General features: G+C 61.0%; 15 protein-coding genes. 11 read left to right on the top strand and 4 right to left on the bottom strand.

Features of this window, described 5'->3' with window-relative positions:
- Positions 1-14 precede the first annotated feature (14 nt).
- The 7 genes from BLW55_RS03530 to BLW55_RS03500 all read left to right on the top strand — a co-directional run bounded on the left by BLW55_RS03530 (position 15) and on the right by BLW55_RS03500 (position 11,039).
- Complete coding sequence (locus BLW55_RS03530; RefSeq protein WP_040665070.1) at positions 15-1,379, top strand: TolC family outer membrane protein; 1,365 nt, start codon at positions 15-17, stop codon at positions 1,377-1,379.
- Positions 1,380-1,641: 262 nt separating this feature from the next.
- Entirely contained in the window at positions 1,642-2,406 is a 765-nt protein-coding gene (locus tag BLW55_RS20730; protein WP_244508975.1) for a PopZ family protein, read from the top strand.
- A gap of 188 nt (positions 2,407-2,594) precedes the next feature.
- Positions 2,595-5,447 carry a valine--tRNA ligase gene (locus BLW55_RS03520; RefSeq protein ID WP_090326725.1) on the top strand — a complete coding sequence of 951 codons (2,853 nt, stop codon included), beginning with the start codon at positions 2,595-2,597 and terminating at the stop codon, positions 5,445-5,447.
- A gap of 414 nt (positions 5,448-5,861) precedes the next feature.
- Positions 5,862-7,103, top strand: coding sequence for an OmpP1/FadL family transporter (locus tag BLW55_RS03515; protein ID WP_007008256.1), 1,242 nt, complete (start codon positions 5,862-5,864; stop codon positions 7,101-7,103).
- Between the two features lie 247 nt (positions 7,104-7,350).
- Positions 7,351-8,283, top strand: coding sequence for a TerC family protein (locus BLW55_RS03510; protein WP_202800338.1), 933 nt, complete (start codon positions 7,351-7,353; stop codon positions 8,281-8,283).
- Positions 8,284-8,524: 241 nt separating this feature from the next.
- Positions 8,525-10,249: a dihydroxy-acid dehydratase gene (ilvD, locus tag BLW55_RS03505; RefSeq protein WP_007008254.1), complete on the top strand. Its 1,725-nt coding sequence runs from the start codon at positions 8,525-8,527 to the stop codon at positions 10,247-10,249.
- A complete protein-coding gene (locus BLW55_RS03500) occupies positions 10,236-11,039 on the top strand; it encodes a tetratricopeptide repeat protein (RefSeq protein WP_090326722.1) in 804 nt (267 codons plus the stop codon). Before ilvD ends, BLW55_RS03500 begins: the two co-directional genes overlap by 14 nt.
- A 115-nt stretch (positions 11,040-11,154) precedes the next feature.
- Here the strand turns inward: BLW55_RS03500 and BLW55_RS03495 are convergent, their stop codons facing one another.
- The 3 genes from BLW55_RS03495 to BLW55_RS03485 all read right to left on the bottom strand — a co-directional run bounded on the left by BLW55_RS03495 (position 11,155) and on the right by BLW55_RS03485 (position 13,467).
- Positions 11,155-11,415, bottom strand: a complete 261-nt coding sequence (locus tag BLW55_RS03495) for a hypothetical protein (protein WP_090326719.1) — start codon at positions 11,413-11,415, stop codon at positions 11,155-11,157.
- 98 nt (positions 11,416-11,513) lie between these two features.
- Positions 11,514-12,305 (bottom strand): exodeoxyribonuclease III, encoded by a 792-nt coding sequence (gene xth / locus BLW55_RS03490; RefSeq protein ID WP_090326716.1) that lies wholly within the window; start codon positions 12,303-12,305, stop codon positions 11,514-11,516.
- A gap of 106 nt (positions 12,306-12,411) precedes the next feature.
- Positions 12,412-13,467 carry a polysaccharide deacetylase family protein gene (locus tag BLW55_RS03485; protein ID WP_090326713.1) on the bottom strand — a complete coding sequence of 352 codons (1,056 nt, stop codon included), beginning with the start codon at positions 13,465-13,467 and terminating at the stop codon, positions 12,412-12,414.
- Between the two features lie 257 nt (positions 13,468-13,724).
- Here BLW55_RS03485 and BLW55_RS03480 point away from each other — a divergent pair, with 257 nt between their 5' ends.
- Entirely contained in the window at positions 13,725-15,119 is a 1,395-nt protein-coding gene (locus BLW55_RS03480) for a uracil-xanthine permease family protein (protein WP_090326710.1), read from the top strand.
- 103 nt (positions 15,120-15,222) lie between these two features.
- Here BLW55_RS03480 and erpA read toward each other — a convergent pair whose 3' ends face one another.
- A complete protein-coding gene (gene erpA / locus BLW55_RS03475; RefSeq protein WP_090326708.1) occupies positions 15,223-15,573 on the bottom strand; it encodes an iron-sulfur cluster insertion protein ErpA in 351 nt (116 codons plus the stop codon).
- A 148-nt stretch (positions 15,574-15,721) separates the two neighbouring features.
- Here erpA and BLW55_RS03470 point away from each other — a divergent pair, with 148 nt between their 5' ends.
- The 3 genes from BLW55_RS03470 (at position 15,722) to BLW55_RS03460 (ending at position 21,631) form a co-directional block, all read left to right on the top strand.
- Positions 15,722-16,942, top strand: coding sequence for a deoxyguanosinetriphosphate triphosphohydrolase (locus BLW55_RS03470; protein ID WP_065815096.1), 1,221 nt, complete (start codon positions 15,722-15,724; stop codon positions 16,940-16,942).
- A gap of 60 nt (positions 16,943-17,002) precedes the next feature.
- A complete protein-coding gene (gene argS / locus BLW55_RS03465) occupies positions 17,003-18,760 on the top strand; it encodes an arginine--tRNA ligase (protein WP_090326705.1) in 1,758 nt (585 codons plus the stop codon).
- A 111-nt stretch (positions 18,761-18,871) separates the two neighbouring features.
- Positions 18,872-21,631 carry an SPOR domain-containing protein gene (locus BLW55_RS03460; RefSeq protein WP_090326704.1) on the top strand — a complete coding sequence of 920 codons (2,760 nt, stop codon included), beginning with the start codon at positions 18,872-18,874 and terminating at the stop codon, positions 21,629-21,631.
- Positions 21,632-21,673 lie beyond the last annotated feature (42 nt).

The following is a 21,673-nucleotide window of genomic DNA, read 5'->3' as shown; positions in this document are numbered from 1 at the left end:
GAGGTTGACAGATCGTGCCTTTTTACCGTCGTTTCCTTATCCCTCTGGTGGCCTCATCCGCGTTGATTGCAACGCCAGTCGTCGCTTCCGCCGAGACCATTCTGGGCGCTCTGGCAAAAGCCTACGAGAACAACTCCACGCTCAACGCCGAACGCGCCGGAGTCCGGGTGACCGATGAAGACGTCGCCATCGCCAAATCCGGCATGCGTCCGCGCGTTCAGGGCACCGCTTCGCTCGCGCTGACCCACAATGACGGCACCGATATCCGCACCGGTGAATTCGGTATCTCGCTGACGCAGCCAATTTTTGACGGCTTTCAGACGCGCAACAACGTGCAGGCTGCGGAAGCGTCGGTTCGTGCGGCGAACGAGGCCCTGAGAAACCAGGAACTCGATACGCTTTTCAACGCGGCCAGCGCCTATATGGACGTCATTCGCGATCGTCAGATCGCTGCGCTGCGGGCACAGAACCTTGAATTCCTCGAGGAGCAGGTGCGTTCGGCGCGCTCGCGCTTCGATGTGGGCGAGGGAACGCGCACGGATGTCGCGCAGGCCCAGGCGCGCCGGCAGGCCGCTCTGGCGCAGCTCAGCGCGGCGCGGGCCTCCGTGACATCGAGTTCGGCTGTCTATCGCCAGTTGATCGGTGATGCGCCGCAGAATTTGAAGGCGGCGCAGCCGCTGACGAAGCTGCTTCCCAAGAATCTCGACAGCGCGCTTTCACTCGGCCTTGCCGCGCACCCGGTCATCAAGGCGCGCCAGCATCAGATCGACACGGCGTCGTTCCGCGTAAAATCTTCGGAAGGCGCATTCCTGCCGCAGGTCTCGGGTTCTGTCGGGCTTTCGCACAGCTATCAGGACTCATCGCCGGGCCTTTCTGCCGATGGTTCGCGCGATAGCGCGCGCATCGGGCTCAATCTGACCGTGCCGATTTACCAGGGTGGTCAGGCCTCGGCGCAGGTGCGCAAGAACAAGGAATCGCTCGGTCAGGCGCGCATCAATCTTGATGTCAGCCGCGATCAGGTTCGTGCGGCCGTTGTTTCGGCCTGGAGCCAGTATCAGGCAGCGCGCGAATCGCTTTCTGCCAACCGGGAACTGGTGCAGGCGGCACAGCTGGCGCTCAATGGTGTGATCGAAGAGCGCAATGTGGGACAGCGCACAACACTCGATGTCCTGAATGCGCAGGCGGACGTTATCGACGCGAAGATCAACCAGGTGAGCGCGGAGCGTGACATCGTGGTTGCCAGCTATGCCATTCTTTCGGCGACCGGACGGCTTTCCGCCAGCCGGCTTGGTCTTCAGGTCAGCGAATACCGGCCCGAGGAACATTATCAGGCAGTGAAGGACAAGTGGTACGGCCTGCGTACGCCGGACGGTCGCTGAGACCTGTCAGCGTTTCCTGGGCGGCTTCGTCCGGACATATTCCCTTATATTCAAGCGATAAAGAAATGCCGGGCTCTCGTGAGCCCGGCATTTCTGTGTGCAACCTGAAACTGCACGGGTGCGGGGATTCTCATGCGCCCGCCCGTGCGTTACGCTTTCTGTTGTGATTCGACCGTCTGCACTGGTGCCTGGACGGGCAGAGAGAACGTCGTTCCGGGCAGGGTTGGTGAAGCGGACGCAGCTGGAGGCGGCAGGTTTGACTATGTCACAGGGTTTCGGGGCGCAGAAGATGGAAGCAGCAGTCGAGGCGCTGACTTCAAACGGGAGTCAGCGTGAGCCCTCCATGGAGGAGATACTCGCGTCGATCCGGCGGATCATCGAGGACAATGATGCGCCTTCGGCGAGGTCATCCGAGAATGCGGGCGCTGCCGCTGTTGCTGCGCGAGAGGCCACGGCTCCCCAGAGCGGAAACGTGGAGCAGGGCCAGGTGCCAGCAGACCAGCCAGAAAAGCGGGACGCGGCGGCGCATTTTGAAGCCTCGGCTGACGTTGAGAGTTTTCGAACAGAGCTGCGCGATTCTCAGGCGCATCAGGAGGATGTGCGTCCGGAGACGATGGAGGCGCCGCTTGCCGGTGTCTCGTCCATTGCATCTGCGCAGGATGATGCGCCGGCTATCGATCGGGGTCTCGTGCAGCGGCTCGCCGAGGTTGAGGCTGTTCAGAAAGAACCAGCCGCCGAGACCGATGATCGGGAGCAGCAGGGCGAACCCTATATGCCGGTTGCCGCGGGTGCGGAGCGGGCCGATGAGGCAAGGCAGGGCATCCTTTCCGAATATACGGGCCGCAAGGTGGCGGCTGCTTTCGGCGAACTGAATGAGGCCTTTGAGGCCAGCCGTCGACGCAATTTCGACCAGATGGCCGAGGAGATGCTCCGGCCGATGCTCCAGGACTGGCTCGACAACAATCTGCCAACCATCGTGGAGCGCCTCGTGCGCGAAGAGATCGAGCGGATCGCGCGCGGCGGATAAGCCGCGCCGCCAGCCGGTTGACTTGATCTGACCCTTCGGCTTTACACCGTTCTGTGAACAGACCAGATTGCGGGTCTGTGGCTTTGCTGTTTTTCAGAAAGACGGTGAAGCGATCCGACTGTTGATTTCACGCAGTTCCGGAGGGGCCGTTTTCACGTTTCCGGGATTGCTCTAGCGCGGAAACCCTTATGCTTGAAAAGACTTACGACGCGGCAAGCGTCGAGCCGAAAATCGCCGCTCGCTGGGAAGAGGCCGATGCGTTCAGGGCCGGAGCCGGTGCAGAATCGGGCGCGGAATCCTTCACCATTGTCATTCCGCCGCCGAACGTGACCGGTTCGCTGCATATGGGCCACGCGCTCAACAACACGCTGCAGGACATCATGGTGCGCTTCGAGCGCATGCGCGGCAAGGACGTGCTGTGGCAGCCGGGCATGGACCATGCGGGCATCGCCACCCAGATGGTGGTCGAGCGGCAGCTCATGGAGAAGCAGCAGCACCGACGCGACATGGGCCGCGAGAAGTTCGTCGAAAAGATCTGGGACTGGAAGGCGGAGTCGGGCGGCGCGATCATGAACCAGCTCAAGCGGCTGGGCGCTTCCTGCGACTGGTCGCGCGAGCGTTTCACCATGGACGAGGGCCTGTCGAAGGCGGTGGTCGAGGTGTTTGTCTCGCTCTACAAGCAGGAGCTGATCTACAAGGACAAGCGCCTCGTCAACTGGGATCCGAAGCTGCTGACGGCGATTTCGGACCTTGAGGTCGAGCAGGTCGAGACCAACGGCAATCTCTGGCACTTCCGTTATCCGCTCGCCGACGGGTTGACCTATGAGCATCCCTACAGGCTGGACGACGAGGGCAACCGCGTTATCTGGCGGCCTTCGGACGGGCAGCCGGATGGCTATGAGACGCGCGACTATGTGGTGGTGGCCACGACGCGCCCGGAAACCATGCTGGGCGACTCTGGTGTTGCGGTTCATCCCGACGATCCGCGCTACAGGGAACTGATCGGCAAGAACGTGTTCCTGCCGCTGGTCGGCCGCCGCATTCCCATCGTTGCCGATGAATATCCGGACCCGGAAGCGGGCACCGGCGCGGTGAAGATGACGCCTGCGCACGATTTCAACGACTTCGAGGTCGGCAAGCGACACGATCTGGCACAGATCAACATCATGGCGACCGATGCCACGATTACGCTCAAGGGCAATGAGGCGTTTCTTGAAGGGCTGGAAGGGGCCGATGCGCCGCTCGCCCGCACGATCGCCGAGCTCGACGGCGTCGACCGGTTCGATGCGCGCAAGAAGATCGTCGCGATGATGGAAGAGGCCGGGCTTCTGGAGAAGATCGAGCCGCACAAACACATGGTGCCCCATGGCGACCGTGGCGGCGTGCCGATCGAGCCGTTCCTGACGGACCAGTGGTATGTGGATGCGAAGACGCTGGCGAAGCCCGCGATCGCATCCGTGCGCGAAGGCCGCACGAAGTTCGTGCCGAAGAACTGGGAAAAAACCTATTTCGAGTGGATGGAGAACATCCAGCCCTGGTGCGTTTCCCGTCAGCTCTGGTGGGGGCACCAGATCCCCGCCTGGTATGGTCCCGACGGGCAGGTCTTCGTCGAGAAGGATGAGGAGACGGCGCTCGAGGCGGCGATCCAGCATTACATCTCGCATGAAGGCCCCTGGAAGGCCTGGGTGGAAGAGAAGCTCGAGAATTTCGAGCCGGGCGATATCCTGACGCGTGATGAAGACGTGCTCGACACCTGGTTTTCTTCGGCGCTCTGGCCGTTCTCGACGCTCGGCTGGCCGGACAAGACACCGGAGCTTGCGCGTTACTATCCGACCTCGGTTCTGGTGACCGGCTTCGACATCATTTTCTTCTGGGTTGCCCGGATGATGATGATGGGCATGCACTTCATGGAAGAAGAACCGTTCCACACGGTCTATGTTCATGCGCTGGTGCGTGACAAGAACGGCGCCAAGATGTCGAAGTCGAAGGGCAACGTCATCGATCCGCTCGAGCTGATCGACGAATATGGCGCGGATGCACTGCGCTTCACGCTGACGATCATGGCTGCACAGGGCCGCGACGTGAAGCTCGATCCGGCGCGTGTGGCGGGCTACCGCAATTTCGGCACCAAGCTCTGGAACGCGACGCGTTTCGCCGAGATGAACGGCGTCAAACGGGACGAGAGTTTCCGTCCGGAAAATGCGAAGCTTGCAATCAACCGCTGGATTCTGACGGAACTTACGCGGGCGGCGAAGGGCGTGACGGAGAGCATCGAGACCTACCGCTTCAACGAGGCGGCGGGCACGGCCTATCGTTTCGTATGGAGCCTGTTCTGCGACTGGTATCTGGAGCTGTTGAAGCCGGTGTTCGCCGGTGAGGACGAAGAGGCCAAGGCCGAGGCCCGCGCCTGTGCGGCCCATGTGCTCGACGAGACCTACAAGCTTCTGCATCCGATGATGCCCTTCATGACGGAAGAGCTCTGGGCGCATACGGGTGGTGAGGCCGGGCGCGACAGCGTTCTGGCGTTGACCCGCTGGCCGGCGCCTGACTTCGAGGACGCGGATGCGGCAGCCGACATCAACTGGCTTGTCGACCTCGTGTCCGGCATCCGTTCGGTTCGCGCAGAGATGAATGTGCCGCCGTCTGCCACGGCGCCGCTGGTGGCCGTGGGGGCCGATGAGGCAACGCGGGCGCGCATCGCACGCCATGACCCGGCCATTCGGCGGCTTGCACGCGTGGGAGAGCTTGGCTTTGCCGGTGAAGCGCCGAAGGGCTCGGCGCAGATTGTGCTCGGCGACACCACATTCTGCCTGCCGCTGGGCGATCTGATCGACCTGTCGGCGGAAGCCGCGCGGCTTGAGAAGGAGATCGCCAAGACGGCCTCGGAAATGCAGCGTCTGGAAAAAAAGCTTGGAAACGAGAAATTCGTGGCCAATGCGCCGCAGGAGATCGTTGCAGCCGAGCGTGAGAAGCTCACTGAATTCGCCGATGCGAAGGGCAGGCTGGAAGTGGCGCTCGCCCGTGTCCGGGAAGCTGGCTGAACCGGTCGACCAGTCCGCGGAATTACAAGCGAATGAAGCCGCGCTCACTTTTCAGGTGGGCGCGGCTTTTCTTGTTCCGCGCAATGCTGATTCGTAGTTGCGCGGCGTGCGGAGCGATCTGAATATGGCTTCCCTGAGGGTGGTTTGTGACGGTTGTGCGAAATCCCCAATGGGTGTTGCATTTGCGCAACTGGTGATGAATTTGCGAAGCCAGCTAGGCAAAATGTGTCGATTTCAGGGGAATTTTAAGGCGCTTGCCTCTTTGCTGGTCCTTGGCGCACGGATTGTCACGCCAATATCCCATAGGCGTATTACGTTAACGTAAGCGTGAGGTACGACAAGCTGTACAGTAACAATTGAGGTTCGAGACCGCGCTGCTATTCTCGGACCAGCAATTGGAGGAGAGGGGATCTCATGCGTTTGGTTCGCACTGTTTCGGCAGCGTTGATGGTCTCGGCGAGCGCGAGTATCGCTTATGCCGGTGGCCTGGAGCGCGGTGGTTACAACGTCGATCTTTTGTTCGATCCGGCACCGTTCGCCTTTGAGGCGACAGGCACCTATGTGATGCCGCAGCGCAAGCTGGACAATGTCGTTGGCAAGAACGCCTTGGGTGGTCCGGTGCCCGGAGCGTCGCAGGGGGTAAAGGATACGGAAAGCTATTTTTCACCGCGTCTCGGTGTGAAAGTCGGGATCGGTGAACAGGTTGACTGTCTGATCGACTACTCGCAGCCTTGGGGTGTGCACACCAACCCTGGCGCAAATTGGGCCGGTGCCTATCACAATATTGAGACCAAGGTCGACAGCCACAACTTTGGCGGCACCTGCTCCTATAAGATGCAGGCCGGCAAGGGGCAGTTCCGCGTTCTCGGTGGCGTCTTCTATCAACAGCTTGAGGGTTTCAAGGAACGCCAGGTCTTCTTCCCGACACTCGCCGGCAATGGTATCGGACGGCTTGATCTGGAAGGAAGCGGTGTTGGCTGGCGTGTCGGTGCCGCCTACGAGATTCCGGAGATCGCGTTCCGCGCGAGCCTTGTCTACAATTCACGGGTCAAGCTTGATGACATAACCGGAACACTGGATCTTTCCCGTGTACCCGGAGCCGTCAGCCCGCCCGTGACGGGTCGGATCACGCCGGTTTTCGGCGCAACCGAGATGCCTGAAACCGTCGAACTGAAAGTGCAGTCCGGTATTGCTCCTGGCTGGCTGGCATTCGGTTCTGTGAAATGGGTCAACTGGAGCATCCTTCAGTCCATTCCGTTCTGCCCGGAAGCCACGCGGGGGATTGCCTGTACGACAACCGGTCCGACGCGCGCCACGTCGCTCGACCTTCTCTATCGCGACGGCTGGACGGTTTCCGGCGGCATCGGCCACAAGATCAACGAGCAGTGGAGCGCTGCGGCCAGCCTCACCTGGGATCGTGGAACCTCTCAGGGCTTCGGTCATCAGGCGGACTCCTGGACGCTCGGCGGCGGGGTCGCCTATACGCCCAACGAGAACGTCGAGATGCGCCTGAGTGGGGCGCTCGGCATTCTTACATCGGGCGAATCCGGTGCCATTGTGGGCGACGACGGTCGGGTTTACGGCAATGACATCTCCTACACCTTTGACAATGATCTTGTCGGAGCCCTGTCCGCCTCGATGAAGGTGAAGTGGTAAACAGCTCTTCTGAGAACAGCGTGCAAGACCCGGCTTCGGCCGGGTCTTTTCGTTTCTGGAGCCGGGCGTGCCATGCATTTGTGCATGGCTTGTGTATGGGCGGGGACTGCGCGGACTTGTATTGCTGCGGTTTTTACCGCACATAGAGGCAGTCACCCGATCCGGGCCCCTCTGGCAGGCAAGGCGTTGCCTGTGATGTCGGATCGAACGACAACGCGCAAACGCGGCGCAAACCCCGTATCTTTCCATGACAATGCATGACTGGCTGTGGCCCGGATTTCTGGCCTTCGTGGCTGTGGTTCTCTTTTTTGATCTTTTTGTCCTGCACCGGCGCGATCACGTTATCACGACGCGTGAAGCCATGAAAACCGTCGCAGGCTACGTGGCTCTCGCCATGGTTTTTGCCATGGGCGTGTTCTACTTCGGCGGCAAGGATCGTGGCGCGGAATTCCTGACCGGCTATCTGATCGAGCAGGCGCTTTCGCTGGACAATATCTTTGTCATCGCCCTGATCTTCACCTACTTCAAGGTGCCGTCCGAGGCGCAGTACCGTGTGCTTTTCTATGGCATTCTGGGGGCAATCGTCATGCGTCTCTCGCTGATCGTGCCCGGCGTGAAGCTGGTCGATCAGTTCATGATCATCGGCATGGCGCTGGGCGCGCTTCTCGTTTTCTCCGGCTTCAAGATGATGACGTCGGACGAGGAGATGGTGGACCCCGGGGAAAGCCGCATCGTGAAACTTCTGATGCGGACCGGGCGTGTGACGGAGGAATATCACGGCTCGCGTTTTCTCACCCGGCGCAATGGTGTTCTCTTCATGACGCCGCTATTTGTCGTGCTGGTCACGGTGGAGTTCACGGACCTGATCTTCGCTGTCGATTCCATTCCTGCTGTTCTGGCGATCTCCAACGACCCCTTCATCGTTTTTTCTTCCAATGTGTTTGCGGTCATGGGGCTGCGCGCGATGTTCTTTGTGCTGTCCGGCATGATGCGCACCTTCAAACACCTGAAGACCGGTCTGTCGCTGGTGCTGATCTTTATCGGCCTGAAGATGCTGGTCGCTCACTGGATCAAGATTCCCTCGCCGCTGGCCCTCTCGGTTACGGTGCTTCTGATCGGCGGTTCGATCGTCGCTTCCATCATCGCGCGCAGGCGCGAGGAACAAGAGGCGCGGTCCTGAACCTGCGACCCCGGACAGGGCGCTTTTGGCGTCCTGTTCTCTCCTGCTGACGTCCCCTGACTCTTGTGCACAGGTCTCTGTGCTCATTTGGCAACAGTTTCTCAATAAGCATTCGGTTAAGACAGGGGCGGGACGAAACGCCAATTTCCCGCCATAAACCCGGCGCATCGAAAAGCTCGATGGCGCACGGGACACAACCGACTGTTCAGGAGAAGTGCCGCGCGCTGCGGCTGGGGTAATTATGGACGCAAAAGCAATTTCGAAAGACAAACTTCCAAGCCGATACGTCACGGTGGGCCCGGCAAGGGCACCGCATCGCTCGTATCTCTACGCCATGGGGCTTTCGGAAGAAGAGATCGCGCAGCCGCTCGTGGGTGTTGCAACCTGCTGGAACGAGGCTGCGCCCTGCAACATTTCGCTGATGCGTCAGGCGCAGGTGGTCAAGAAGGGTGTCGCGGCGGCCCACGGCACGCCGCGCGAGTTCACCACCATCACGGTGACGGACGGCATTGCCATGGGACACCAGGGCATGAAGTCTTCACTCGTCTCGCGTGAGGTCATTGCCGATTCCGTCGAGCTCACCATGCGCGGCCATTGCTATGATGCGCTGGTCGGCCTGGCGGGCTGCGACAAGTCGCTCCCCGGCATGATGATGGCGATGGTGCGCCTCAACGTGCCGTCGGTTTTCATCTATGGTGGCTCGATCCTGCCCGGTACCTATCGCGGCCGGCAGATCACGGTTCAGGATGTGTTCGAGGCCGTCGGCCAGCATTCCGTGGGCACGATCTCCGACGAAGACCTGACCGAGATCGAACAGGCGGCATGCCCGTCGGCCGGTTCCTGCGGAGCGCAGTTCACCGCCAACACGATGGCGACGGTTGCCGAGGCGATTGGCCTGGCGCTGCCTTATTCCTGCGGCGCGCCGGCTCCTTACGAGATGCGTGACCGGTTCAACTACGCATCGGGCGAGAAGGTGATGGAGCTCATCGCCAAGCAGATCCGGCCGCGGGACATCGTGACCCGCAAGGCGCTGGAAAACGCAGCCGCGGTCGTGGCGGCCTCGGGCGGCTCGACCAACGCGGCACTACACCTGCCGGCCATTGCCCATGAGGCGGGTATCGAATTCACCCTGTTCGACGTGGCGGAGATTTTCAAGAAGACCCCGTATATCGCCGATCTGAAGCCGGGCGGCAAATATGTCGCCAAGGACATGTTCGAAGCCGGCGGAATTCCGCTGCTGATGAAGTCGCTTCTGGAGCACGGATATCTGCACGGCGACTGCATGACCGTAACTGGCCGCACAATTGCCGAAAACATGGAGCATGTTCCATGGAATGAAGACCAGGATGTGGTTCGCCCGGCGAACAATCCGATCACGAAGACCGGCGGTGTGGTTGGCCTGAAGGGCAATCTGGCTCCCGAAGGTGCGATCGTGAAGGTCGCCGGCATGAAGAACCTGACGTTTTCGGGCCCGGCGCGCTGCTTCGATTCCGAGGAAGAGTGTTTCGCAGCCGTGACGGAGCGGAACTACAAGGAAGGTGAAGTGCTGGTCATCCGCTACGAAGGTCCGAAAGGCGGGCCGGGCATGCGCGAGATGCTTGCGACCACGGCAGCGCTCTACGGTCAGGGCATGGGCGACAAGGTTGCGCTCATCACCGATGGACGCTTCTCAGGTGCGACCCGCGGGTTCTGCATTGGCCATGTGGGGCCGGAAGCCGCTGCCTGCGGGCCAATCGGCCTCCTGAAGGACGGCGATGTGATTTCGATTGACGCCGAAGCCGGCACGATCGACGTGGCACTCAGCGAAGAAGAACTCGCAGAGCGGGCCAAGGAATGGAAACCGCGCGAGACGGATTATCAGTCAGGCGCGATCTGGAAATACGCTCAGACGGTTGGGGCGGCACGCGATGGCGCGGTGACCCATCCGGGGGCAAAGAAAGAAACGCACTGTTATGCGGATATTTGAAGCAGGGAAAGCAGCTGTTCTTGCTGGTCTGGTAGCGTCCTCCGTGGCGCTGCCGGAAACCGCTTACGCGCTGGACGAGAACGCTGTCATTCAGGAGCAGGAGAAACGCAGCCCCTGGGCTGTGTTCCGCTTCGCTTTCTCTGCTTACAAGCGGGGTGACAAGGAAGAGGCCCTTGAAGCCTACCGCTATGCCGCCGAGAACGGGCAGGTCGGCGCGCGCTGGAAGCTCGCACGCATGTACGCCGAAGGCGACGGTGTTGCCCGCAACGACCGTGAGGCGTTTAAATTCTTCTCAGCGGTGGCGCAGCAGGACGTGCGGCCCGGCAGCCCGGACGAGACCTACGTCTCGGACGCGCTTGTGGCGCTCGGCAAATATCTGAAAACGGGCATTCCCGACAGCCCTATCCGCGCCAATCCTCTGGCCGCGCAGGAGCATTTCATGCGTGCGGCGGCGACATACCGCAATCCAGAGGCCCAGTATCAGGTCGGCCGGATGTTTCTGGACGGGGAGGGCGTGGCCCAGAGTGTGCAGCAGGCTGCGCGCTGGTTCCAGCTTGCTGCCGAAAAGGGACATGCCGGCGCCCAGGCCATGCTTGGACATATCCTGTTTGAAAGCGGACGCGTTGTGAAAGGTCTGGCAATGATGACGGCGGCTCTCGACCGGGCCGCGCCGAACGATGTAAGCTGGATTCGGGCCATGCAGGAGCAGGCTTTCGCTCTGGCCGGGGAATCGGACCGGCGCACGGCAATCGCACTGGCGCATGATCTGCGCGAAAACGGTTTCGACTGATCGGACGGATGGCGGGCAATCAGCGCGCTTCCGCTTTTCACAGAATCCAAAAGCCGCTCTATCTCATTGATTTTACCAATTCCGGACGGTGAACCGGTTCCCACTTTTCCCGAGCTTAGTCCCCACCAAACAGGGCGCCATAATGCGCCACCGTCATCGGGACTGCTTTTTCCAGATGCTTTGACGTCTGAAAGCAGGCCTGATCGAGAATTTTCCAGGACGAATTATTGAGAACCATCTCGCACCGTGCCAGACGCGGCCCGTCAGGAAGTGCGAGGCAGGTTGTTTCTCCCTGACGAAAAGCTGATCCATTGGCGCGGCACTGGCATTCGGCCGCAGAGGAGGCTGCGACCGGCAGGGAAAGCGCGACCGCCAATGCGGCGATCCCAGCGTGCCGTAACATGGTCATAACGCAATCATGTTAGCACAGACTGCGATCCGCGGCCATTGCCTGGGGCTAATGCAGCCTGGCGTTCAGGCGGAGCGCAATTTCAGATCAAGAACGACGGGGACGTGATCAGACGGCTTTTCCCAGCCGCGCGTGTGCTTTTCGACCGTGACGGATCCCAGATGGTCGGCGGCTTCTGGCGACAGCATGAGGTGATCGATGCGGATGCCGTTGTTCTTCTGCCAGGCGCCGGCCTGATAATCCCAGAAGGTATAGATTCCGTCGTCCTGATTGACGGCGCGCAACGCATCGGTAAAGCCCAGAGCACCCAGACGCCGAAAGGCCTGGCGGCTTTCCGGGCGAAAGAGGGCATCGCCCACCCATGCGTCGGGGTTTTTCGCGTCTTCCGGCTCGGGGATGACGTTATAATCGCCTGCCAGAACCAGCGGTTCTTCAAGCTTGAGCCGTTCGACACTCCACTTTTCAAGCCGTTCCATCCAGCCGAGCTTGTAGGGGAATTTCTCGCTGTCGACGGGATTGCCATTCGGCAGATAGAGCGAGACGACCCGAAGCGCGCCCCTGTCGGTGGAAAACACACCTTCGATGAAGCGCGCCTGCTCGTCACCATCGTCGCCCGGCAGGCCGCGATTGACCTCGTCGAAGCGCATTTTCGAGAGGAGGGCCACACCGTTGAAGCCTTTCTGGCCGTGGGTCTCCACATGGTAGCCGAGCGCTTCGATCGGTTCGCGCGGAAAGAGCTCGTCCACGGATTTGATCTCCTGCAGGCAGGCGATGTCCGGGCTGGACTCTTCGAGCCAGTGCAGGAGGTTGTCGATGCGCGCCTTGACGCCGTTGATGTTCCAGGTAGCGATCTTCATGGGGCCCTTCCACAACTCAACCCTTTCTTAGGTGGGTCGGGAAGGCGCCGCAACCGCCTTATGAAGGATACTGACAGGTCGTGCCGTGCGATGATCCGTTAGGGGGTCAGCGCCGCCGCAGCCGAAACGGCAGGCCGGACAAGAGTGCGCGCACATAGCGTTTGCGTTGGTAAAAACCGTTCAGCGATACGCGGGGGAGTGCTGTCTGAGCGTCGCGGGATGCCTGCGAAAGCAGGCCGGGCTCTGTGGTGACGGCAGCGGCAAAGCCGGCTTCCCTTGCAGCGGCGATCTCGCGCGCACCGACGGCGGACGGGTAGCCATAGGGATATGCAAAGGTCGCCGGAGCAGCACCAACATAGTCTCGCACCTTCCCGGCCGAATGCATCATCTCGTGTTGCAGGCGTTGCGGACTTACCTTGCGCAGGTTTGCGTGTGTGAGTGTGTGTGCGCCAAAGCTGGCGAGGGGATCCTCAGCGAGTTCGGCAAGCGCGCCGGCATCCATTGTAAGACGCTCGGTGATGGCCAGCGGGTCGATGCCATGGGCCCGGGCCAGTGTGTCGAGCCGGGCGACCGCCGCGTCTTCGTCTTCTGCATCGCTTACGGCGTTGGACAACCGGTCGAACAGGCCGACCCTGTCGGCGCGGCTTTCGAGGTGGACGCGCTCATCGGAGCCCCAGGGCGAGAGGTCGACACTGGACGATTTCATGACCAGTTCCTGCGCCGTCTTCCACCAGATTGACCTGGAGCGCTCCACAAAGCCGGATGTAAGGAAGACGGTGTAAGGAATGGCCTGACGCCGGAAAACAGGGGCGGCGAAGCGCGCATTGTCCCGATAGCCGTCGTCAAGTGTGAAGCACACATAACGGCGCGTGTCCGCAGGGTCGGCAAGCCGCTCTGGAAGCTCTTCGAGTGTGATTGGTATCAGCCCCTCTTCGCGGGTCACCTGGATGGCTTCTTCGAGGAAGGTTGGCGTTATGCTCAGCCACGCATTGGGAACCCAGCTGGCCGTGCTTTCAGGATCAACGTGATGCAGAGCGAAAATGACACCGCGCTGCGCATCTGCCAATGGCAGGCCGGCCCGCAGGGCGAGGGCAGTCCCCTCCAAGCCAGCGCGGATCAGCTCGTATCGGGCGGACCTCTTTAGAGCCTGAAGTGAGAGCATGAGGTGTTCGGCGTCTTTCGATCAGAGTGGGCATGTTGCTCGTATCGGCTTCCAGGTCTTGCAGCGATGCCGAAACAGCGACGATACAAGCAGAAAATGTTGAAGAATTTCCTTCGGTAGATTCTCTGGCGCTTCGTGCAACTTGTGTTTGAAATCTGGCTGTCTTTCAAAAAAATATAGATAGAAGCGTGCGCGTTTGTGTCCGATGCTTCGCCCAAAAAGATTTCAGGTTTCTGAAGCACAATCGGGGAACACAAATGACACAGACGACGATGACCGGCGGCGATGAGCTGTCGCCTGCTGACTTAAGCAATCCCGACTATACGCCGCCACTGTTTCAGGCTGTGCCGCTTGGCATCCAGCACGTACTTGCGATGTTTGTATCCAATGTGACGCCGGCAATCATCGTGGCGGGGGCTGCCGGTTTCGGATTTGGCTCCAATTCGCCGGATTTTCCCAACCTCATCTACATGATCCAGATGTCGATGCTGTTTGCCGGCATCGCGACCCTCTTCCAGACCATCGGCATGGGCCCGGTGGGTGGACGCCTGCCGATCGTTCAGGGCACCAGCTTCGCGTTCCTGCCGGTGATGATCCCGATTGTCGCGGGGCAGGGCGTGGCCGCCATGGGAGCGCTGATGGGCGGTGTCGTGATTGGCGGTATCTTCCACTTCTTTCTCGGCAGTTTCGTGGGACGCCTGCGTTTTGCGCTGCCGCCTCTGGTGACGGGATTGATCGTGCTGATGATTGGTCTGTCGCTCATTCGGGTGGGAATCCAGTATTCCGCTGGCGGCGTCCCGCTGATCGGAAAGCCGGGATACGGCACTCTGCAAAACTGGAGCGTGGCGCTGGTCGTGGTGGTCGTCACGCTGCTTCTCAAATTCTTTGCGCGGGGCATGTGGTCGATCGCGGCGGTGCTGCTCGGCCTGATCGCGGGCTATGTCGTGGCGCTTGCCATGGGGATGGTGAGCTTCTCCAATGTGGGCAATGCCTCGTGGGTGGCGGTTCCGGTGCCGTTCAAATGGGGCTTCGAGCTCGCCGCCCCGGCCATTATCGGCATGTGTTTCATGGCCGTTATCTCGGCCATCGAGACGGTGGGGGACGTTTCCGGAATCACCAAGGGCGGAGCGGGCCGCGAGGCGACGGAGAAAGAAATCTCCGGGGCAACCTATGCGGACGGGCTGGGATCGGCCATTGCGGGTATTTTCGGCGGTCTGCCCAACACCTCGTTCAGCCAGAATGTCGGCCTGATCTCCATGACCGGCGTAATGAGCCGGCATGTGGTGACCTATGGTGCGATCTTCCTGATCCTGTGCGGGCTCATCCCGAAGGTGGGCGCGCTGATCTCGACGGTGCCGATTATGGTGCTCGGCGGGGGCGTGATCGTGATGTTCGGCATGGTCGCGGCAGCCGGCATCAACATGCTGGCGGATGTGAATTGGAACCGGCGAAACATGGTGATCTTCGCCGTTTCACTGTCGGTCGGGCTGGGACTGCAGCTTGAACCGGGAGCCCTCCAGCATCTGCCGAAGACGGCACAGATTCTCATGACCTCCGGGCTTCTGCCTGCGGCCTTTCTGGCGATCGTTCTGAACCTGATCCTGCCGCGGGAGGCAGGGGCAGAGCGTGCAGGGGCAGAGGGCGATGACTGACTGGATGGCGAGGAAGAAACGGGCTCGGTGAGGACAGTCGACTGAACATGTGAAAAAGCGCCGCGTGGAGAGCACGCGGCGCTTTCTCTGAAACCGGTTGAGATCAGATCGAGAAACTGGTTCCGCAGCCACAGGAGGCGACGGCGTTTGGATTCTTGATCTGGAAGGACTGGCCGATCAGATCGTCGACGAAGTCGATGACCGACCCGCCCATATAGACGAGTGAAAGATCATCGATCAGGACGGTGGCTCCGTCCCGCTCGATGGTGTGGTCGTCGTCATTGCGCTGATCGGTCAGATCGAAAGCATAGGAGAAGCCAGAGCATCCGCCTCCTTCCACGGAAACGCGCAGGGCGATCTTGCCCGGTTCGTCCCTGAGGATGGTCGTGATGCGCTTCGCCGCTGCCTCGGTCAGTTCAACGCTCTTCATTTCCGTTCCCGCGTCCATGCCCATAATGGTTGTCCTGACGGTCACCTTGCGTTCGTGTTCATAGAATAGGTATGAAGCCGCAGGCGGCAAGTCAACCTGAGCGATGCGGTCGGGTTTCGGACGAGGGCAATGGCGAGCCGGAAACGGTTTGTCCGACAGGGTGTTGCGAACTATGGACAGTGAACAGGGGTTGCAGAATATCGGTTTTGGCTATCGCCCGCGCGCCGTTTACGCAACGGACCCGGCAGCATCGCGCGGGCGGCTTGTTGCGGAGCCGGAAAGCCCGACGCGCACGCCATTTCAACGCGACCGGGATCGCATAATCCATTCGACCGCGTTTCGTCGTCTGAAGCACAAGACCCAGGTCTTCATCGCCCATGAAGGCGATCATTATCGCACGCGGCTGACCCATTCGATTGAAGTGGCCCAGATTGCGCGCGCCCTGGCGCGGGCGCTCTGCTGCGACGAGGACCTGGCGGAAGCCATCGCACTGGTGCATGACTTCGGCCACACCCCGTTCGGGCATACGGGAGAGGATGCGCTCGACGAGCGCATGGCGCGCTGGGGTGGTTTCGACCACAATGCGCAGTCGTTGCGGATCGTGACCGAGCTTGAAAGCCGCTATGCGGAATTCGACGGTCTGAACCTTTCCTGGGAGACGCTGGAAGGCCTGGTCAAGCACAATGGCCCGCTGACGAACGCCGAGGGCGAGGGGCTTGATGGTCCTGTGCCGCAGTCCATTCTCGACTATGTGGCGCGCCACGATCTGGAACTGGCCCGCTTTGCCGGTATCGAAGCGCAGTGCGCGGCGATCGCCGACGACATCGCCTATAACGCGCACGACATCGATGATGGCCTGCGCTCGGGGCTCCTGACGCTTGAAATGCTGGAAGAGGTGAGGCTGCCCGGAGCGATCCTGGCGGAGGTGGGGCGCCGCTATCCCGACCTTGACCCCGTGCGTCGTGGGCACGAGCTGATGCGGCGCCAGATCACGGCCATGGTGGAGGATGTGATCGTTGCTTCGCGGGAACGGCTCCGTATCCTGAAACCGGCAAGTGCCGATGCGGTCCATGATGCGGGCTGCACAATCGTTGCGTTTTCGCAGCGCATGGCCGCCGACGAGAAGGAACTGAAGCGTTTTCTTTATGCCAATCTCTATCGCCACGAAGCGGTGGTTGCCGTCAGGGCACATGCCGACCGGATCGTGAAGGATCTCTTCGATGCCTATTTCGCCAGGCCCCGCGAGATGCCTGAGGGATGGCGGGAAGGTCTCGGCGCGGTGGATGATGGGGAGAAGGCACGGCTGGTGGCCGATTTTCTGTCGGGCATGACAGACACCTATGCGGTGAAGGAACACCGGCGCCTGTTTGACCAGACTCCTGAATTGAGCTAGTGCCAACCGCAATTCCGCCTGAGGGCGGACGACAAAGATTCATTTTTCAGGACATCGTCCATGAACATTTTCGCCGATTTCACAGATCGGGTCGCCAAGACCATTGAAGCTTTAGACTTGCGTTCCAGCAGCGGCGAGGCGCTCGACCTTTCGCGTGTGGCCGTGGAGCCGCCGCGTGATGCAAGTCATGGCGATGTGGCAACCAATGCGGCCATGGTGCTGGCAAAGACCGTCGGTGAAAACCCGCGTGCGCTTGGCGAAAAGATTGCCAGGGCATTCGAGGCCGATCCTGATGTGGCAGCGGCCACCGTGGCCGGTCCGGGGTTTGTGAACCTGAAGCTCAGCGACAGCTTCTGGCAGGCGCGGCTTGGCGAAATGCTGGATCTCGGCACCAATTACGGCCGCTCGCAGATGGGCGGGGGCGAGAAGGTGAATGTCGAGTATGTTTCGGCCAACCCGACCGGGCCGATGCATGTGGGCCATTGCCGGGGCGCCGTGGTGGGCGATGCGCTCGCCAATCTCCTTGCCTTCGCGGGTTATGACGTGGCGCGTGAATACTACATCAACGATGCGGGCGTGCAGATCGACGTGCTTGGTCAGTCGGTGATGCTGCGTTACCGCGAGGCCCTGGGCGAGAAGATCGACGAAATTCCCGCAGGGCTCTATCCGGGGGATTATCTGAAGCCGCTTGGCCGGACGCTCGCCGAGGAATTCGGCACGAAACTTCTGGAGATGCCGGCCACCGAGGCGCTGACCATCGTCAAGGACAAGGCTGTCGAAAGCATGATGGGGATGATCCGCGACGACCTTGCCGCGCTCAACATCCGCCATGACGTGTTTTTCTCAGAACGCTCGCTGCATGAGGGCAATGGTGGAATGATCAGGTCGGCGATCAACGACCTGACCATGAAGGGGCATGTCTACAAGGGCAAGCTGCCGCCGCCGAAGGGGCAGAAGCCCGAAGACTGGGAAGATCGCGAGCAGACGCTGTTCCGGTCCACCGAAGTGGGTGATGACATCGACCGTCCGCTGATGAAGTCGGATGGCAGCTTCACCTATTTCGCTGCCGATGTCGCCTATATGAAAGACAAGCTGGATCGGGGCTTTGAGCATCTGATTTATGTGCTCGGCGCCGACCACAGCGGCTATGTCAAGCGGCTGCAGGCCGTGGCGCGTGCGCTGGCCGAGGACAGGGTCGATCTGACCGTGCTTCTGTGCCAGCTCGTGAAGCTGTTCCGTGGCGGCGAGCCCGTGCGCATGTCCAAGCGGGCAGGGGAGTTCGTGACCCTGCGAGAGGCGGTGGACGAAGTCGGGCGTGATCCGATCCGCTTCATGATGCTTTATCGCAAGAACGACGCTCCGCTTGATTTCGACTTTGAGAAAGTAACCGAACAGTCCAAGGACAATCCGGTCTTCTACGTTCAGTATGCGTCGGCGCGCAGCCATTCGGCGTTTCGCCAGGCGGGCGAGCAGCTCGGCGTCACCGACTTCAGCCGTGCGGAGATGAAAGCGCAGCTTGGCAAGCTCACCGATGAGGGCGAAATGGCACTCGTGCGCAAGCTGGCGGAGTATCCGAGACTGGTTGAAAGCGCTGCCCAGGCAATGGAGCCGCACAGGCTTGCATTCTACCTTTACGACCTGGCCAGCCTGTTCCATGCCCAGTGGAACAGAGGTAGCGAGACAGCTGACTTACGTTTTGTTAAGGTTAACGATCCAGAATTGACCTATGCCAGACTGGGTCTGGTGCAGGCAGTTCGAGATGTGTTGACATCCGGACTTGCGTTGATCGGGGCGGAGGCGCCTTCTGAGATGCGCTGACCCCATCCCGTAAGGGGTGCGGTAGTCTGTCACCTTTTGCCCACATTGCGCTGGTACCCGACAATTGTACGACGTCGCGGGCGTCTACCGAGTGTGAGTGCGGAAAAAAGCATGGCAGATCATAGCTCGAACCAACGCGCGGACAGCGCCGTTTTTTCTGAGGATGACCCTTTTGCGGAACTGACCCGCATTATGGGGCACGATCCACGGCGCGCCGAGGTGTCTGGCAGTGAAACCGAGCAGGAGGGCGATGATCTCGCACTTGAGCTCGAAAACGAACTGCTGGGCGATCTGGCGGAGTTTTCCGACGAGGTTCACGAAGAAAAGGGTGCCCAGAACGACTGGGAGCCCCGGCAATCGAGTGACTGGCGTTTCGATGTCGAAACGGCTGCCGGTGAGGCGGTGTCAGTGCATGAGGAACCTTCGGTCGATATGGCTGCGGACGTCGATATGGCTGCCGATATGGCCGATGAGCTCGACGAAAGCTTCGCCTCCAGTTTCGACAGCGAGATGCGCCTGGAACCGGCTGAAGATGTCTCGACCCTTTCAGAGCCGCAGCAGGTGGGCCATCGGCTTTCCGAGCCTGCACAGGGGCTTGAGGGCGATGATTTCGAGCAGCATTTTTCAGAGTTCGAGCTTGATGCGAGCGAGCCTTCTGCACCTGCCAGCGTCGTAGAACAGCCCCGCGAAGAGCCGATTAATGAGCCGGAAGACAGTGGCGATCTCGAATTCGGCGAGCAGGATTTCGCGCAGCTTGACAACGATCTTGAAGCTTCGCTGGCTGCCGAGGGCTGGTTCAGCCCCGACTATGCGGTCGAAGATCAGATGGATGAGTCAGCGAGCCCGGAGGCTTCCTACTCACATGAGTTTGATCCTGTGGAGACCGATGAGGGGGAAGCAGAGCGCGCCGCAGACGATGAACCGGGTATATTCGATGACATCGAAGCGGCTGGACAGCCCGACATGCCGATTGAATCCGGATCGGCCCCAGACAATGCCGTAAGCGCCGATCCGTTTCTTTCTCCCCAGGCGTTTGCCTCCTCAATAGCGCAGGGGGCAGAGCGTGCGAGTGCCGTCGACGGCGATGTTGCGCGCGAAGAGCATGACTTTACCGCAAGCCTGGAAGAGCAGCTTTCTGCCCAGGTTTTCGATGAGCATGCAGTGGCCGAGCCGGCCCTGCAGCCAGAGGCGGCTGAGAGCGAGCCGACAGACCCTGCGTGGACCATGCCCGGGGCCGCTGATCGGGAGGCCGACGAGGCTTCCGGTGAGGACCTGGTTGACGCATCTCTTTCTGCGCCGTTCTGGCTGCAGCCCGAAGAGCCTTCTCAGACGGTCGTTTCGGCTGGTGAGCCATCCGTGCCGCACATCGACACGGTGGAGGTGCCGGGCAATGAACGGGTGCATGTGGAAGATACCGCCCATATTCCGGAGTTTCTGAGCGAGCCAGAGCGCGCACCGGAGGCCGAAGCCGACGATCTGGAGCGCGCCCTGGCGCGCGCTTTCGGCGACAGTGAAAGCCTGCCGGATGCAACACCGGCGGATGGCGGCGAGGAGCCGCTCCCTGCAATGCCCGATGACGCCTATGCAGCCGCTGCCCTGCAGCCGGGCGAGCCCGCACGCGAGGATGACGATTTCGGTTTCGAGACGGCCTTTGCGGACAGTTTTCCCGAGCCGGATAGGTTTGCAGAGCAGGATGAAGCAGGACCGGCTGACAAGAGAAATGCCGACGCTGCCGACGCGTTCGTGGTTTCGGACATGGCATCCTGGGATGACCCCTCCGAGCGTTTCGACGGTGTGAGCGGTGCAGCCGCTCCGGCAATGGCGGCCGGCCGTGCAGCGCGCCCGGGCCTGTTCAGCAATCGCCGCAACCTGGCAATGGCGGGTGCATTCGGTGGCATTGCCGTCCTAGCACTTGTCGGAGTGTTCGCTTTTGGCGGTGGCGGTGAAGACAATTCCGCACCGGTTGTGGTCCGTGCCGATGACGAGCCGGTCAAGGTGAAGCCCGACAACCCTGGCGGACAGCAGGTGCCCAATCAGGACAATCAGGTCTATCAGCGGGTTTCCGGTTCTGAGGCGGGCGACAACCCGGTGCAGGAACGGCTGGTTTCAACGGCCGAGGAGCCGGTCGACGTGCCTCAGGCGGCGCCGAAGTCTGAAGAACGTCTGGTGCCGGGCGCGGATGATTCCGTGTCTCCGACCAGCGAGCCGGTGACAGCAATGACACCGCGACGCGTCCGGACCATGGTGGTGCGGCCGGACGGCACAATCGTACCTCGTGAGCCGGAAGCCCCGGCACAGAATGCAGACGTTGCGGCGGGCACCGGCAGTGACACTCTGCCGGTTGAGCAAAGCCCGGCCGCCAACGCGCAGCAGCAGGCGAACGTGGAAGCCACGCCCGATGCACGCCTGGCGGCGACCGATCAGGCGGGCGGCGCAACAGGTGACACGGATGCTGCGGCGACAAATGTGCCGGATACGGCGCCCGTTCCCACATCACGGCCCGCAGCGCCGCCGGCGCAGTCCCAGCAGCCTGCCACCGAAAGAACGCAGCCCGCCCAGGTGGCGGCAGCTCCCAGCCAGCCGGCACAACCTGTCGCGCAGGCACCGGCACCCGTAACCTCGGGCACGGATGGCTGGTCAGTGCAGATTTCCTCGCAGCCGACCGTTGAAGCCGCGCAAAAGTCGTATCAGGACATGGCGCAGCGCTATGGAGGCCTTCTGACCGGTAAGGGTGTGAACATCGTCAAGGCCGACATCGCCGGAAAGGGCACGTACTACCGTGTGCGTATTCCCTCGGCTTCGAAGGACGACGCGATCCGCCTGTGTTCACAGCTTAAATCCGCTGGAGGAAGCTGCTTCGTTTCGAAGTAAGACCCAGAAAAAAATACGCAAAAACCGCCGCCATCGTGCGGC

This window comes from Nitratireductor aquibiodomus, assembly GCF_900105565.1.
GTDB lineage: Bacteria > Pseudomonadota > Alphaproteobacteria > Rhizobiales > Rhizobiaceae > Nitratireductor > Nitratireductor aquibiodomus.
Note: the sequence above shows the minus strand (reverse complement) of the source record. Positions and strands in the feature narration are given on the sequence as shown.